This is a genomic window from Verrucomicrobiales bacterium (genome assembly GCA_016793885.1).
GTDB lineage: Bacteria > Verrucomicrobiota > Verrucomicrobiia > Limisphaerales > UBA11320 > UBA11320.
This window is the reverse complement of record JAEUHE010000027.1, coordinates 1-16,518: the sequence shown is the minus strand read 5'-3', so window position 1 is coordinate 16,518 and position 16,518 is coordinate 1. Positions and strand designations below refer to the sequence as shown.

Below are 16,518 nucleotides of genomic sequence, written 5' to 3'. Positions count from 1 at the left end.
TGTTCCGTCCCCGCGTGGCAATTCTTCCTCTCAATTTATGAAAAGCGCATTCCTGCTTCTGGTCGCGATCGCTCTTCCCTGCGCAGCGCAGGAGCTGCAAGTCCTGGAGCGTGGCCCGCACCATCAGGTGCTCCAGCGAGTTAAAAGTTTCGTCGATCAGAGCGGAGCCACGCGCTATCGAACCAACCGATTCACAGAGTTAGCGGATGGACTTTGCTACCTACCGGATGGACCGAACGCGACCTGGGAACTCTCGCGGGAAGAATTTCAAGTGTTCGAAAATGGGTTCGTCGGAAATCAAGGGCCGCTCAAAGTCACTCTGAGCGCCGACATCAATCGAGCCAACGCCATCGATGTGGTTACCGAGGACGGTCAGCATTTTGAGATTAGTCCAGTCTTCTTGGCCCTGCGGGATGGCACCGGTCAGAGCGTTGTCGTTTCCGAGATTCAAAACGCGCAAGGGCGCCTTATCGCACCGAACACAGTTTTCTACGATGGCGCGTTCCCAGGGGCAGGGATCAGAATAATTCTGACGCGCTCGGGCATTGAACAGGATTGCGTCATCTTCGACGAAAAAGAGGCTCAGTTAAACCCGGCTGAGTACGGCCTAATTCCTGAAACTACAACGATAGAATTATGGAGTGAATTTTTGACTGCCCCCGACTCCGTAGTTGTTCCGCTATTTGAGGGCGAGGTTGCCACCGATGTCGAAATCGATTTCGGTTCCACCAAGATCGGATCAGGTAAGGCCTTCGCTGCTGATAACCAGGACGTCTCTGTGCCAGTCCTCAAGGCATTCGGTACGATCGATAATAGGCGCTTCCTCGTTGAAAAAATTGAATACCCAAAAGCTAAGCCGTTTCTCGATAAGCTAGATCAAGCCGCTGCTGGAAAACCCCGAAACAACATCCCCCAGCTGGCCAAGCGCAAGCCGGTCAAGAGCGACCGAGAGTTGGTCGCGCAATTGACTCAAAAACCCCGCGAGAAGCGAACCGCCTCGGTCGGCAAACCGAAGACCAGCGAGCTCATGGCCATGGATTGGAAGGCAAGGCCCGCCTTCGTAATCGATTTTATGCTGGGCACCACCGGGAGCATCGCCAACTTCACGTTCAAGGCGGATTCCACTTACTATATTTCAGGCACTGTAACCTGTTCAGGATCAACAGTATTCGAGTCATCGGTTCTCAAGTATACAAATTCTGCACAGTTGCGAGTGACGGGGCCGGTAGATTTCCGCGTTAGTTCGGGACGCCCGCTGGTAATGACCGCGATAGATGATGAAAGCATTGGGGAAACCGTCCGGACCAACGCGCTTACCGGCAAATATGCCACTGTGGCCCTGGACTTGGATGGGAATTCCGCCGGAGTTGATTTCCTGCTCAAGAACCTGCGCATCTCCCATGCGCACAATGCCATTCGGATTCTGGGCAGGACGGGCCACACGATTTCTCATGCTCAATTCGTCAACTGTAGCAATGCGATCACCTTAACCAACGCTTCAGCGCGGGTCAGAAATGCCTTGCTCTACAACGTGGGCATTGGGTTCACGGGCGCCAACACCAGCACAGCGCGATGCGAGCAAGTGACTTTCAATGCCGGAGCGATCCTGAACGGGAACACGAATGGGGTGCAGCTCCTCTTGACGAACAGCCTGATCACAGCCGTGACGACGACATCGGGTTATCTCGGGGCCAATGTGACAGTGCTATCCAGCGCAGCTGGGGTGTATCAGACGGTAGGAGCCGGATCTCATTATCTGGCTGCTGGCAGCCCTTATCGAATGAGTGGCAATGCAAACATCGATTCCCAGCTGGCGGCGGAGCTCAAAAAGCTGACAACCTACCCACCGGTGGTGCTGTCCCCCTCCCAGCTGATGGCAACCACGGTCAACTACACGCGGACCGTTCCGCGCGCGACGGTCGGGAATGCTATTGGTTACCATTACGATCCGATTGATTACGCCGCGTCGGGTCTTTACGCCGTGAATGGGACCACCATTACCATTCAACCGGGAGTGGTGTTCGCCGGATACAGATCCACGTCGGGGGATAGCTACATCTTTGGGATCGATTATGGGGGCAAGATCCGTGCTAACGGGACCGAGGAGCAACCTTGTCGGTTCCTCTGGTATAATTCAGTTCAGGAGCAGGCGAATACCGCCTGGCAGGGGGATGTGGGGGCTCTGGTGGCGCGAGGGACATTTTATACGAGCGTCCCATCGACCGAGCTTTCTTTTCGGTTTACCGATTGGGTAGTGCTCGGCACTGATGCCTACCCACACATCTCCGGAGCAGAGGATAGCACCGCCTCGCCGACCGTGATTCGGGATACTTCGTTCCACGGCGGGATGCTCTGGTTGTCGGGAAGTAAGTTCAATCTGACCAACTGTCTGATGGACCGGGTGGCCACCACGGTTTGGTTGGATGCCAGCGATGCCAATCGCAAGGCTTATGTCCGCAGCTCCATGCTCTATGGGGGATCGCTAGGCACCTACGACACCGGCACGAAGCTTTTCAGTGTGAGGGATACGGTCTTCTACCAGGCGGTCACTGCTCAAAACGGCGACAATTGGGACAAAGGATGGAACGGATGGTACACCAATGGGTGCTCCACGTGCTCCAACCAATTCGCAAACGTTGGGCTAGATGTCACCAACTCGATTTCCTTTCTATCAGGACCGCTGGGGAATTTCTATCAGCCGACGTCGAGCCCGTTGATCAATGTTGGCACCACCAACGCCAACCTGATAGGGCTCTATCACTTCACCACCACGACCAATCAGGTGAAGGAGACAAACACGATGGCGGATATCGGCCTGCACTATCCGGCGACCTCAGGACTAACCAGCACGGCTGCGTGGGATTCTGACGGAGACGGCGTGCCGGACCTTTTCGAAGATGGAGACGGAGACGGTACACTGGACGCTGGGGAAACCCTTTTTGAAGGAGTGGGCTCCTACAATTCCAAACTAGGCATCGGATCACCAGCCCCCGGCTTGGTGGTGTTCACGCTGATGAAGTAAATGCTTTTTGTCTAACTTTAACAAGCATCGCCTCGATATGATGACACGGAACACTAACCACTCCCTCCGCAACCGTAGGACGCAGAAGAACTCAGTTTTTACCATCGTCGATCCGCTGGTGATTCGGGCATTGTGCTATCTTATTTTCCTTCTCCAGATTGGCGAACTTCCATGCTGGGCGCAAACTCCATTTACGTGCGGAACTTCCAAGGACAGAATTACCTTTTACCAAGGTGACTGTTTCGACAATACGCTGACCGTATATACACACGATGTGAACTTTAGCACCTGCATTGACCTTCAGCTCCCTAGCGTCCCGGGAAATACTCTTGGGATTGAGGTTACCACTAAGTTCAGAGACGCCGTGCATGTCTCCGGAAACCATGTTGAGATCAGGTTGAGACCCAAATCTGCTGACCCCTCACAGGTGAAGGTCGGAGAGTTCGACCTTACGGTTAATGCGACATGCATCGAGAGTGGAACTTGCCAAAAGGTGATCACAGTGGTAGTTCGCGCTGCATGGGAAAAGGGATGCAAGGACGGTCCGGATGGTGGCTGCGTTATGGGCCCACCTCCTGGAACAACTCCCTCAGGGGGCGAAGGTGGTCCTTCGCCGATGATGGCCGAAGGACAGGCGGCACCTTCCAACTTCGCTACCTCGGGTCAGATGAATCTGGGAGTCGCGGTGGAGCTTTTCGGTGGGACCCGTGCCTTTGGTCAAGTGGCAGGCGGACTGACAATTCGGGAAGCCGTTCCAACGAAGGCTGTTTATACTCCGGCATGCTTACAGTTCAACTATCAGACGAACAACGAACGGGTTCTGATCCGTGACGGATCCAGCCAGGTCCGGCAACTTAAGGTGGCTGAAGGACTCATGAACGTGGTTACTCTGAGTGGAAGCAAATACGCAGTAGATTTTTATCCCATAGGCAATGTCGGAGCAATCAGTGGCGGCCTCTATACTTATTCTGGGTCACCTGTCCAAAGTATCACCGTGAGCAATCCCGATGCCAGCGGCAACACGAGCAACTCTGTTCAGATTGTCGATTCGGTCGGGCTGACCAATCGTTACGATTGGTTGGGGAACGGCTGGCAGTTGAGTGGGGGAGGAGGAGTAAGAATTGAGCGACGTTGTGAGACCACAAACACCGTGGCTTCTACTAGGACCATCGCCACCGAGTTCTTCCAAAACAATACGAACACACTCCTTTCCTGCAAAATGGTGACCCTGAAACCGATCGGCTCGCGTGAGCTGAAAACCGAGGAAGTATTCGGAGCGGGTAGCGAAGCAATGACCAACTATTTCAGTTATTCGACAAATGGTATCCTAGAGAAGGTCGTAAGAGCCGATGGGAGTTGGACAATTTATCAGAATGACACTGAGGGCCGAGCGACCAATGTGTTTGCTGTTTTCTTAAATCAAGCGCCGACAAACAGTGTGAATTTGACGCGTGCTTGGGAGCGCGATTATACCACTAACGTTATAGCGGGTTCTGGAGATTGGGTTGAACAGGACACGATCAGGCCACGGCGCGAAATCGAACGGATATTAGGTCAGGAGATCGGACGTCGCTACTGGGTTTACCTTCCAGGAGAAACCCGAGAGATCGTGTGTGTGACGCCTGGGGCAGCCTGGGATAATTCGAGTAACCTTGTCACCATTACGAAGACCGTGACCAACCAAGACCTTTTTTTCGGCTGGATCCAGAGTCGAAGACATCCAGATGGCACGATGCAGATCCATCAATATGCCACGAATTCTACGGGCTATATGACTAACACTCTCTTCTCTGGAGAGCCGGGGGCAAGTTATACCAACATAGTCCGTGGGACGAAGACCATCAGCGTGGCGGGTCCCTGCAGTGAGCTGCTTAGCAGAACCGTTGTCGACATTGAGTCCGGAATCACGATCGCGTCTGAAGTGTACTCTCAGCACGATTCGCAATTCCGACCCAGGAAAACTACTCACTTGGATGGAACTTTCTCTTGGACTGACTATGGATGTTGCGGTCCGATCACGATAACTAATCGTAATGGGACCGTGACAACCTTCGAGAAGGATGCACTTTCTCGCACGACTTCAACGAAGATTAACGGTATCACCATGACCAATCTTTTGGATTCTCATGGGCGTACATTTGCTGAGGGACGGTGGCCCACCTCGGGAAGCCTGCTCATCTTAGGGAGCAGGAAGTTCAATAGCCGGGGCGAAGTAATTAGCGAAACCAATGCCCTTAGCCAAGTGACAACGATGGGCGAGACGATCAGCAGTTATCAACGGACTGCCACCAACACTTACGCGGACGGGTCCACCCTTACGAACAAGTATTTCCGGGATGGTCGACTGGAGAAGGTGACCGGGACTTCAGTGCATCCGATCAGGTACGAGTATGGCGTGGAGTCCGATGGGGGTGTGCAGCGCTATTTCGAGAAGGAGATTAAGCTAACCGCCAGCGGCAGCGATACATCGGAATGGAGTAAGCGATATTTGGATATGGCCGGTCGGAACTATAAGACGGTGATGTCTGACGGAGCGAACGTTCAAACGTTTTGGAACATCAAGGGGCAGCAAGTCAAAACGATCGATGCGGACGGTGTTATCCAGCTCATGCAATACAACGGCGAGGGGAATCTCGAATACACTGCTGTGGACCAGGACCGGGACGGAGTGATCGACTTCGCGGGGCTCGATCGAGTTCAGCGGGCTCAGAAGCTGGTCACGACTGCTCACGGATACAACGTAGTGCAGAGCAAGTCATATCTATGGGCTACCAACAGTTCTGCCGTCTCGAATCTCGTATCGATTTCCGAGCAGAGCACCGACGGTCTGCGCACCTGGCAGACCAGTTTCGGCCTGACTCGAAACTCTGTGAGAACCACTCCCATCAACGCCTCGTGGACCGTGACAGCGACGGAGCCCGACAACACGTATTCCATCACACTCTATGCAACGGGACGGCTGGCATCCGTTACGCGGTATGCTTCGAACAATGTTCAGATCGCCAAGACGACCTATGGGTATGATACGCACGGGAGGCAACATCAGACCACTGATGCCAGGAATGGGACCACTACGCAGGCCTACAACAGCGCCGACCAGGTGATCTCAGTGACCACACCTGTAGCAGGCAATGGTCAGGGGGCGCAGACCACTAGTGTCGAGTATAACAACCGCGGACGGGTTTTCAAAACGACCTACCCTGATTCGACCTCGATGACCAATGAGTATTTTCTGACCGGAGAACTCAAGAAAACCTACGGATCCAGGACCTACCCGGTGGAATACACCTATGACGCGCAGGGCCGGATGCTGACCATGAAAACATGGAAGGATTTTGCTGGGAACACGGGTACGGCGACGACCACTTGGAAATACGATGGTTACCGAGGATTCCTCACCAACAAGGTGTATGCGGATGGGATCGGCCCCAGTTATACCTATACCGCTGGAGGGAAACTTAAAACCCGGAAATGGGCGCGAGGTATCACAACTACCTACACTACCAACTCTTTAGGTGATGTGGTCACGATCGATTATTCCGATTCCACGCCGGATGTGACCTACACGCTGGATCGCATGGGTCGCAAGACCACCATCGCTCGGGGTAGCGACACCACTGCGATCCTTTACACCGAGGCGGGCTTGCCCATCTCGGAGAAAGGAACCGCCGGAACCTTAAACGGATTGACGATCACCAACCAATACGACACCTTAATGAGGAGAAGTGTCGTTAAAGCCATGGTCACGTCACCGTCAACAACCCTGAGCACTGCCACCTACGGTTATGACCCTGGTGGTCGGTTGCAGGGCGTGACCAATGGGATTTACTCGGCTAGTTATTCCTACCTCGCCAACTCCCCCCTGGTGAGTCAGGTCTTATTCCGAGAGAACACGACGACTCGGATGACCACCGCCAAGTCCTACGATTATCTCAATCGGTTGCTGTCGATCTCCTCGACCGCTGGATCTTCGGTGATCGCGAGCCACGGTTACCTCTACAACGACGCCAATCAGCGCACGCGCGTCGACCTGGTCGATGGGTCCTATTGGATCTACGAGTATGACAAACTGGGGCAGGTCACGAGCGGCAAGCGGTATTGGGCGGACGGGACCGTCGTGACAGGCCAGCAATTTGACTATGCTTTCGACGACATCGGAAACCGCAGCAGCACGAAGGTAGGTGGCGATACCAATGGATTGAACCAACGGAGCGCCACCTATTCCGCCAACAATCTGAATCAATACACGAGCCGAACCGTCCCTGCTCAGGTGAATGTTTCGGGAATCGCGCTTCCGGCTTCAACGATGACGGTGAACTCCCAAGCCACTTCGCGAAAGGGTGAATACTACTGGGGAGAAGCCACCGCCAACAACGCTTCCGCCGCCGACTTTCTTTCGATCACCAGCTTGGCGACGTTCGGTCCTACCAACAACAGTGTAAACGGTTATGTCTTCGTGCCAAAGACTCCGGAGGCATTTTCGTATGATGCTGACGGGAACCTGACGAATGACGGGCGGTGGGTGTATACGTGGGATGCGGAAAATCGGCTAACCCAGTTGGAGAGCCAGGCCACGGCACCCTCGGCCTCGAAACGAAAAATCACCTACACGTACGACTATCAGAGTCGCCTGATCGCCCGGAAGAGCTACACCAACAACGGGAGCTACCAGATCAAAAGCGACACGAAATACTTGAATGACGGATGGCGTTGCCTGGCGGAAATCAACGCAGCGAACAACAATGTGATTCGGGGGTATGTGTGGGGACTGGATTTAAGCGGTTCACCTGAGGGGGCTGGAGGAATTGGCGGGCTCCTCATGCTTACGGATGCTGCGACGAGCACGAGTCATTTTTACGCTTACGACGGCAACGGGAATGTATCGGCGATGGCTAAGACTTCGGATTCATCGAAGACGGCTCACTACGAGTATGGGCCATTTGGTGAGGTAACAAGGGCTTCAGGTATGATCGCCAAGTCCAACCCGATGCGGTTTTCGACGAAGTGCCAGGATGAGGAATCGGATCTGCTCTATTATGGCTACAGATTTTACAATGCCTCCACGGGAGGCTGGCTATCCAGAGATCCAGTTCAGGAAAGTGGAGGGATCAATCTTTATGGGTTTGTCTACAATGACCCGCTGCTGAAATTCGACCCCGATGGACTCATCACCGTATACGACCTGGATTCACGGCTACTCCTTCCAGAGAAGTTTGATCGTCATGATGTATTTATCAAGCGAAGCGAACAATTGATGTGGATTGCAAACTCCGGCGACCTTTGGCCATTCCAGAGTGGAACTTCCTATTCGAAGGCACAATGTATGTTGGCTCGGTTAGGGTTCGCTCTGCCTAAACCAAGAAATGGAGTATACGAGGCAAACTTTTTGACGATTGGAAGCGGGCGGCCTTCGCCTGCATTGGGTGTCGATGGATACACGCTGGACTATAAAAACCGTCTTCTCCAACGGCGACAATCGGCATCGTTTATTTCCAAGGCGACCGTGGATGATGCTAGAAGTTGCAGAAGCATGCAGAATCTGATTGTGACACTCTATCATGAACTCAAGGGGCATAACGCCGATGGTGCCAGCCATGACACTGAAGCCCAAAAACAAGCGTTCAACACTAAATATGAGACGCCTGTGATAGACGCTTTTAACACTGCGTTACGCTCACCCCACGGAGGTTGCTGCACCAAGGATTGGAATCAACGACAAGTTGTTACGAAACTAGATTACATCTGTTGTGAGTGCGATATTCAATGGTGACCGTATGTTAAAGTCCCTATCCCTGCTAGCAGCGGCAATCTGTTTGGCATGCGTAGCTTTTACTGTTTGGCCGGATAGAAAAAGCATGTCCAAAGGGCACCCGAATTACGGTAGTGGGCAGTTGATCACTCGCCTGAGCTTGGAGGTCGCTTTTATGCTCGCAAAAACCAATGGAGGTCGCGCGCCGACGAAAGCAGAGTTTGTTCCAGCTTATCTCGAGATTGGGGGCAAGGAGCATGATTGGAACTACCTCACCTGGGATAACCAGATCCTCGCTTCGAACAGCGATCATGGATTTCGCATAATCTTGTTGTGCAAGAATGCGCCGACCAACATTGTTTTAACTACGTGCTTCGTGGGATTGGCAAATGGAGAGATCCATTTTGTGAAGACTAAGGAAGCCATTCCGGGCCGCGAACACACAGACCCCGGCACCCGAATTGCTCGGGTGGTAGCCGATTCCAACTGAACGGTCTTGGTCGGACCAGAGGAAGTGCCCCTGCTGGGGTCACTTATCGGAGCGGACAAAATTGCACGTTAAGGGTAAGCGGTGATTTAGCGACCTACTGGCGGATAGCGGCGCGAGGTGGTAAGGAGTCGTCGCATGTAAAGTTCCTTCCGTCTTCGGCGACGGGCAGTTAAGGCTGCTCGCAGGGCTCGCCTACTGGCTAAGTTCGATTCCAGCAGTTTGTCCGCAGCCGCCTTCGCCCGCAAGTATGGGCTCAATTACAGCACCTTCGCGGCCTGGCGACATCGATCGGCCCAGAAGAAACAGCCTATCGCCTTCGCGCAGGTTGAGCTCGCCTCCAGTGAGCCCACCAACCTAACTATGAAGGTCCGCACCCTCGCTCGAGTGCGGCTCACCTCGGGGTCCAAGTTCGTATTGACCAGGACCCTCTCTCTTCATGGAACAATTTCGTGGGACCTTGAAGCCCGCTGGAGTGGAGCCTCTGAAGCTACCAGCGCGGTCGCCCAACTGTAAGCGGTGATTTGTCGACCCCCTAGCGGATAGCGGCGCGAGCTGGTATGGAGGCGTCGCATGAAATCACCTCAAAGTTCCGTCCGTCTTCGGCGCCGGGCAGCTAAGGCTGCTCGCAGAGCTCGCTTACTGGCTAAGTTCGATTCCAGCGGTCTGTCCGCGGCCGCCTTCGCCCGCAAGCATGGGCTCAATTACACCACCTTCGCGGCCTGGCGACATCGATCGGCCCAGAAGAAACAGCCTATCGCCTTCGCGCAGGTTGAGCTCGCCCCCAGTGAACCCATCTACCTCACTGTGGAAGTCGGCACTCTCGCTCGAGTGCGTATCACCTCTGCCGAACAAATTGAACTGGCAGCCCGCCTCCTGCGTTGCCTCCAGAGCCCATGCTAAGCTTTCACTCTCACCTGAAAGTGTTCCTGGCCACCGCACCGTGCGACTTGCGCGCCAGCTTCACCGGTCTGTGGGCCGCAGCTCAGCAACAGCTGGGAGAAGATCCGAAGAGTGGCGCTCTCTTTGTCTTTGGCAACCGCCGTCGGAATAGGATCAAGATTCTGTATTTCGACGGAACTGGCGTGTGCATCCTGATGAAGCGTCTCGAGGAAGGGACTTACCGCTGGCCCCAGAGTGCCACCGAATCGGGGAGTAAACTTCAGCTCGCCCCGCAAGCGCTCCAACTCTTACTCGACGGCGTGGAACTCAAGGATGCGGGCCGTCGTGCTTGGTACGAAGGCGCAAAGTGAGAGCGTTCTCCACGAGCGCACAAATTATTCACAAAGTTTGAACGAGTTTTCATCGGCGTCGTCAGACCAACGACTCCGATGAACCTCGCCTCACTGCAACATCAAATCACCCAGCTGCAGCAGCAGCTGAAGGAGTTGCAGCAAGCCTCCTCGCAGACGATCGCGCAACTGCAAGAGGCACTCAAAGAGTCCAGATTGGAGAGCTCGCTGCTACGACAAAAGCTCGATGCCCTGGCACGTCGCTACTTTGGCAAAAAGAGCGAACAATTGAGCAGCGCCCAGTTGGAACTGCTCTTAAGTGGCTTGGATGAAACCGAGGTGTCGGTTCCCGTGCCTTCCAAGCCAGCGGCCCCATCCCCTCGGCGCGGCGAGCGTAACAGTTCCACTCGAGTTCGTACGCCGGACAACTTGGAAGTAGTGAAGAACGTCATCGAGCCTAAGGACGTGCAAGCCGAACCCGAGAAATGGAAAGAGATCGGCCAGGAAGTTAGCCGTCAACTCGACTACCAACCTGGCAAGTTCTTTTGGCTGGAGATCGTTCGGCCCAAGTATGTGCGAGTGGCCGACCGAGCAATGCCGCCGGTGGTAGCACCTGCTCCAGAACGTGCCAGCGGAATGGCGGCGCCCGGACTCCTGGCCTATCTCTTGGTGAGCAAGTTTGCGGATCATCTGCCGTTCTACCGTCAGCAATCGATTTTCTGGGAACGACATGGCGTCTTCATCGCTCGTCAGCAGATGGTGCTGTGGATGAAGCAAGGATCGACACTCCTGGAAGCCATCGTCAGGTGCATCAAAGCCGACTTCCAAGTCAGTCCTTACGTGCAGCTGGATGAGACGCCAATCAAATATCTGGATCCCGGAAATGGTGAATGCAGCCAAGGTTATCTGTGGACGGGGCATGTCCCCGGAAAGTGTGTGATTTTCGAGTGGCATGCGAGCCGGGCAGCCAAGTGCTTGGACTCCCTGCTGGGGCCTGACTTCAAGGGGAAGATCCAGTGCGACGGTTACGGTGCGTATCCAGCGTTCGTCAAAAGCAGGTCGGGGACCGACCTCTTTGGTTGTTGGGCTCACGCGAGGAGAGGCTTCTTTGAAGCTCAGAAGCAAGCGCCCCGACAAGTCGGATGGATCCTCAATCAGATGGGCTGGTTGTACCAATGGGAAGCCGAGCTCCGCGAGACCGGTGCCGGAGCGGCGATGCGCGAAGTAAAACGAGCATCCTGTCACCGGGTGGTAGTCGACCGGCTCCATCGCGCCCTGATTCAATTGCAGCCCCGGTATCTGCCCAAGAGCAAGATGGGGGAAGCCATTCGATATGCGTTGAACCAGTGGCCTGCGCTGGTTCGGATCATCGACCACGGGGAGGTCGAGTGGACAAACAACCTCATCGAGAACAAAATCAGGCCAACAGCAATCGGAAAAAGGAACTGGATGTTTTTCGGATCCGAAGAGGCGGGCCAGCGCAATGCGGTGATCTACACTCTAATCGCCAACTGCCGAATCCACGGTATCGAGCCGTATGAATACCTGAAGGACGTGCTCACTCGGCTTCCATCGTCCACGAATCATACTGTGGGCGAACTGACGCCGATCAAGTGGAAAGAGGCTCGCGCGATAAACGTCAGCCGAGCGGCGTAGACCTGCTGCAGTGCGGAGAAAACCAAGAAGGCTAACCCAAATCTGCTGGCCCGCAAGGGGGTCGTCAAATCACCGCTTACGCCCAACTTGAACTCTTATGCGAAACGTTTCGTTCGGACGATCAAGCAGGATCTATTTGTTCCGCACTTAATTGACATCGTGCTTTTGGCCGAACTGAGGTCAGAAAGATTTCGACCGTTTTCCCAACCTGCCACCGTAATCGGTTTCCAAATAGCCCCGTCTTCGGCGCCGGGCCGCCAAGGCTGCTCGCAGGGCTCGCTTACTGGCTAAGTTCGATTCCAGCGGTTTGTCCGCAGCCGCCTTCGCCCGCAAGTATGGGCTCAATTACACCACCTTCGCGGCCTGGCGACATCGATCGGCCCAGAAGAAACAGCCTATCGCCTTCGTGCAGGTTGAGCTCGCCCCCAGTGAACCCACCTCCGGTGGTGCAGCACTGGCCTCGCGTCGAACGTTATCTCACCCAAGAACGACAGTTGCCCGGTTCGCTACTCGCGCCGCTCGTTCGATCGGGACTGCTCTACGCCGATGCTCGGGGCAATGCCGTCTTCCTCCTGGGTGAAACCCCGCTCACCGCCGTCGGAGCTGAGTTGCTTGGAACCACCCCGCAGTCCTGGCGTGGCATGGCTCCAGGCTCCCGCAAAGATCGTGGGTTCTTCTCCGTCTCAGCTACCTCTCCCCAAGCCATCGCGCTCTGCGAATCAGCGATCGATGCTCTGAGTTGCCACGTTCTGTATCCGACCCATCTCCGTGTCTGTTGCCAGCGAATTTGCCAGCAAAGGAGTTATCACCCGGTAAACGTCGGCGGCTCAGGAGTACGACCGAATAGTCTTGCTCGAAAGCGAGAAATGCCCGATTTTAAAGGCCGATCTGAGTGCTAAGGCATTGGTAATCAATGCCCGCTAGAAAGGAGCAAAGGGCCGTCTCGGCCCATCGAGGGCGTGGGAGGGGACGGCCGAATGCAACTCAAAACAGAGGGGCATTGTTAGCAGGGACTCCAGCATTAGCCGCAAAAACCGAAAGGAGACGAAAAAGGCGGACGGATGCAGGGTGGGTGAGGGGGCTGGACTCCGAAGTTCTTTCGTCATCTTTCGTTTCTTGCGGCCACAGGAGCGGTTTGGGTCTTGTCTTAGAGTTGTCCTTCGCGGTTCGACGCTCAGTTCCACATTGCTCCCATTCCGTCCTCAGGGCATTCTTTCTTCCGATCCGCGTTTAATCCATGAACATCCTTCGAACCTCATGATCACGCGCCGTTTATTTCTGCAGGCGAGCGCGGGCTTGTCTCTCGTCGGGCGGTTGGCTGCCGAGGATCTCCCTGCCCCGGCCATACGCCATCGAGCTGCGGTAATCGGACATACGGGCCGGGGTGACTACGGACATGGCCTCGAACTTATTTTTCAGGGTCGCCCCGGGATTGAGCTCGTTGCTGTGGCGGACCCCGATCCAGCCGGACGACAATCGGTGGGGAAACGGATCGGCGCGCCGAAGCTATACTCCGATTTCCGGGAGATGCTGAAGGCGGAACGCCCCAGCCTGGTGAGTGTGGCCATGCGGCATGCCGATCAGCATCACGCGATCTGCCGCGCGGCGCTGGAGGCGGGGGCTCATCTCTATGTCGAAAAACCCTTCACCTGTTCTCCGGATGAGGCCGACGACCTGCTCGCGTTGTCGCGACGCAAGGGCTTGAAGATTGCGGTGGCCCACACGGTGCGTCTGGCGCCGAAAGTCCTCCTGCTTCGCCAGGCGATTCGGGAGGGCCGGCTGGGGGACCTGGTGGAGCTGAGAGCCTATGGCAAGCAGGATGCCCGCGCCGGAGGAGAAGACCTGATGGTTCTGGGCACTCACCTATTGGATCTGATGCGCCTGTTTGCCGGAGACCCTGTGAATTGCAGCGGGCGCGTGCGCTGGCAGGGTCGCAGCTTGCGACCGGAGGATCGTCGCAAGGTAAAGGATGACGTCGGATGGGTGGCGGGCGATGAAGTGTTCGCCTCGTTCGAATTCCCCGGCGGCGTGATGGGGAGCTTTGCCAGTCACGGCAAGCTGCGCGAGACGGTCGGTTACTGGGGACTGGAGCTTTATGGGAGTCGCGGAGTGGCGCGAATCAATAGCGATACCACGCCGCATGTCTTCCTGAGATCCAGCACGAACTGGACGGCCAGCGGACGCGAGGATCGCTGGCAGCCGCTAGAGGCAGGCCAGGTCAAGTCCCCTCCCCCTCCCGCACTGGACGCTTCGGGCGACTGGTTGGCGGCAGTGGCTCAGGATCGAGAGCCGGAGTGCAGCGCTGTCAACGCGGCTTGGGCGGTGGAAATGGTTATGGCGGTCTATGCTTCGGCGCTGGAGGGAGGCCGACCGGTGACCTTTCCCCTCAAGTCGCGCAAACATCCCCTTTCGGCGTAACGTTCAAGTCTCAACTATGAATGCACCTTTAAATCCGAATGGGCCACTTTCCCGACGGGACTGGCTGCGAGCTTCGGCCGGCCTGGGAGCAGGAGCTGCGTTAGCGGGTTGCTCCTCGCTGCCGCTGGACCGCCTTTCGGGGGAGCCGAACGCCATCGTGCGGGAGAACGCGCTGCCTGGCACTCGCGACTGGATGTTGACCCAGAGCCGCATCGATCCAGCCACCAAGTATCGTTGCCCGTGGATTGAGGGCTATTGTTCGCACACCAGCATTCGGGCTGGGGAGACCTTGGACTTCTACGTAAGCACCAACCCCGCCTCGGATTTCACCTTGGATGTGTATCGGTTGGGTTATTACGGTGGCGCGGGTGGCCGTCAGGTGCATTCGTTTGGCAAGCTGAGCGGGTTGACCCAGCCGGATCCTTCGATCGGCGACAAGCGATTACGTGACTGCCGCTGGTCTGTTTCAGCCCGGCTGAAGATTCCCTCCGATTGGCTCAGCGGTGTGTACCTGGGTAAGCTCACATCGTTGAAGACAGGGGTTCAAAGCTACGTGATTTTCATCGTTCGGGACGACCGTCGCGCCGATTTTCTGTTTCAGTGCAGCGATACCACCTGGCAGGCCTACAATCGCTGGCCCAGCCAGTTCTCCCTCTATGACGATGGTCGCAGCCAGTGGTATTGGGGCGATCGGGTTCAGGTGGGCTTCAACCGACCGTATGGTCGCTATTGCCAAATCTTCGACGCGCCGTTGAGCACTGGATCGGGGGAATTCCTGCTCTGGGAGTTTCCCACCGCCTTTTGGCTGGAGTCGCGGGGATACGACGTCAGCTACATTTCCAACGTGGATACCCACGTTCGACCTCAGACCCTTCGGCGGGCGAAGGGGTTCCTCTCCGTGGGCCACGATGAGTATTGGTCGATCGAGATGTTCCATACCATGCGGCGAGCCGTGCAGCGAGGACTGAACGTCCTGTTCCTTTCGGGGAATACCTGCTGCGGACGAATTCTATTCAGCCCGGATGCAGCAGGAATAGGAAATCGGGTCTTTGAAAGGCTGGATGTTTTTTCGCCGCCTGATCCCCCTGAACCGTTCGATCACATGGCGCAGTTGCCCCATCAAAGCCCCAACTCCAATCTCTTGGTGGGCGCACGGAGCATACCGCCGGTAACGGGAGGAGCCGACTGGGCTTGTGAACTGCCGGACCACTGGATTTTTTCCGGGACCGGCATGAAGAAGGGCGATGCGATCAAGGGTTTGGTAGGCTGGGAGTGGCACGGCGACCCGGCGAAGATTCCTGGTCTGGAGGTGGTGTCCACCGGACCCACCTTCAAAGGGCCGGGACAGCCCAACGGGGGGACCTACACCGCGACGATCTACCCGGGGCCGCACGGCAACTTTGTCTTTAACGCCAGCACGATTTGGTGGGGGGACGGGCTCAGTGCGCCTCCGGGCTACCTGCGTCCCTCGGTATATGTGAGCCCACAGGGGCCTGATCCAAGAGTCCAGCGCATCACGGAGAATCTGCTGAAGCGGGTGTTGCAGGGATAAGGCTGAACCCAAATAAGTCGACAACGTTTCCGATTAAGATTCCGGGGCGGTCCGTAGGGTCGCCCTCCCCTCGTAATCGTAATCGTAATCGATTCCTCGACCCAAGAGCTCCAGCGGGTGGGATCAAGGTGGGTGAGATCGGGATCCCGACTCCGTCGGGGTGACGAATATGAGGACATGTCTCCGCTTTTCCTGCACGCGACGCAGTGGCTGGGCGTGTGCCTGGTGCTAGTGGGCGCACGAGAGGGATTGAGGTGGCGGGAAGGAAAAGCGGTGTCGTGCCCTGAGCATTACCCACAAGTTCGGAGGGCTTCCTCCCTATCCCAACGGGATTGCGCCTCAAAGCCCAGGGTTGGGAGGAACGAGCTACCCTGGGGAAAACGCCATAGAATCCACAACCCC

At 55.9% G+C, this 16,518-nt stretch carries 11 protein-coding genes; 10 read left to right on the top strand and 1 reads right to left on the bottom strand.

The window, feature by feature from the left end:
- The first annotated feature begins 37 nt into the window (after positions 1–37).
- Positions 38–3,022: a hypothetical protein gene (locus JNN07_03660; GenBank protein MBL9166813.1), complete on the top strand. Its 2,985-nt coding sequence runs from the start codon at positions 38–40 to the stop codon at positions 3,020–3,022.
- A 91-nt stretch (positions 3,023–3,113) separates the two neighbouring features.
- Here JNN07_03660 and JNN07_03655 read toward each other — a convergent pair whose 3' ends face one another.
- Positions 3,114–3,407, bottom strand: coding sequence for a hypothetical protein (locus tag JNN07_03655; protein MBL9166812.1), 294 nt, complete (start codon positions 3,405–3,407; stop codon positions 3,114–3,116).
- A gap of 177 nt (positions 3,408–3,584) precedes the next feature.
- On the opposite strand from JNN07_03655, the gene JNN07_03650 reads away from it, so the two are divergent.
- The 9 genes from JNN07_03650 to JNN07_03610 all read left to right on the top strand — a co-directional run bounded on the left by JNN07_03650 (position 3,585) and on the right by JNN07_03610 (position 16,116).
- The gene (locus JNN07_03650) at positions 3,585–8,792 is read left to right on the top strand and encodes an RHS repeat-associated core domain-containing protein (GenBank protein ID MBL9166811.1); all 5,208 of its coding nucleotides are present in this window, start codon (positions 3,585–3,587) and stop codon (positions 8,790–8,792) included.
- A gap of 4 nt (positions 8,793–8,796) precedes the next feature.
- On the top strand, positions 8,797–9,261 hold the full coding sequence (locus tag JNN07_03645; protein ID MBL9166810.1) for a hypothetical protein: 465 nt from the start codon (positions 8,797–8,799) through the stop codon (positions 9,259–9,261).
- Between the two features lie 219 nt (positions 9,262–9,480).
- A complete protein-coding gene (locus JNN07_03640) occupies positions 9,481–9,774 on the top strand; it encodes a hypothetical protein (protein MBL9166809.1) in 294 nt (97 codons plus the stop codon).
- A gap of 57 nt (positions 9,775–9,831) precedes the next feature.
- Positions 9,832–10,161, top strand: a complete 330-nt coding sequence (locus tag JNN07_03635; protein MBL9166808.1) for a hypothetical protein — start codon at positions 9,832–9,834, stop codon at positions 10,159–10,161.
- Positions 10,155–10,511: an IS66 family insertion sequence element accessory protein TnpB gene (tnpB, locus tag JNN07_03630; protein ID MBL9166807.1), complete on the top strand. Its 357-nt coding sequence runs from the start codon at positions 10,155–10,157 to the stop codon at positions 10,509–10,511. Before JNN07_03635 ends, tnpB begins: the two co-directional genes overlap by 7 nt.
- A gap of 78 nt (positions 10,512–10,589) precedes the next feature.
- The gene (locus tag JNN07_03625; protein MBL9166806.1) at positions 10,590–12,146 is read left to right on the top strand and encodes an IS66 family transposase; all 1,557 of its coding nucleotides are present in this window, start codon (positions 10,590–10,592) and stop codon (positions 12,144–12,146) included.
- Positions 12,147–12,574: 428 nt separating this feature from the next.
- Positions 12,575–13,045, top strand: coding sequence for a DUF3991 domain-containing protein (locus JNN07_03620; GenBank protein MBL9166805.1), 471 nt, complete (start codon positions 12,575–12,577; stop codon positions 13,043–13,045).
- Positions 13,046–13,403: 358 nt separating this feature from the next.
- Positions 13,404–14,564, top strand: a complete 1,161-nt coding sequence (locus tag JNN07_03615) for a Gfo/Idh/MocA family oxidoreductase (GenBank protein MBL9166804.1) — start codon at positions 13,404–13,406, stop codon at positions 14,562–14,564.
- A gap of 16 nt (positions 14,565–14,580) precedes the next feature.
- A complete protein-coding gene (locus JNN07_03610) occupies positions 14,581–16,116 on the top strand; it encodes a hypothetical protein (GenBank protein MBL9166803.1) in 1,536 nt (511 codons plus the stop codon).
- Positions 16,117–16,518 lie beyond the last annotated feature (402 nt).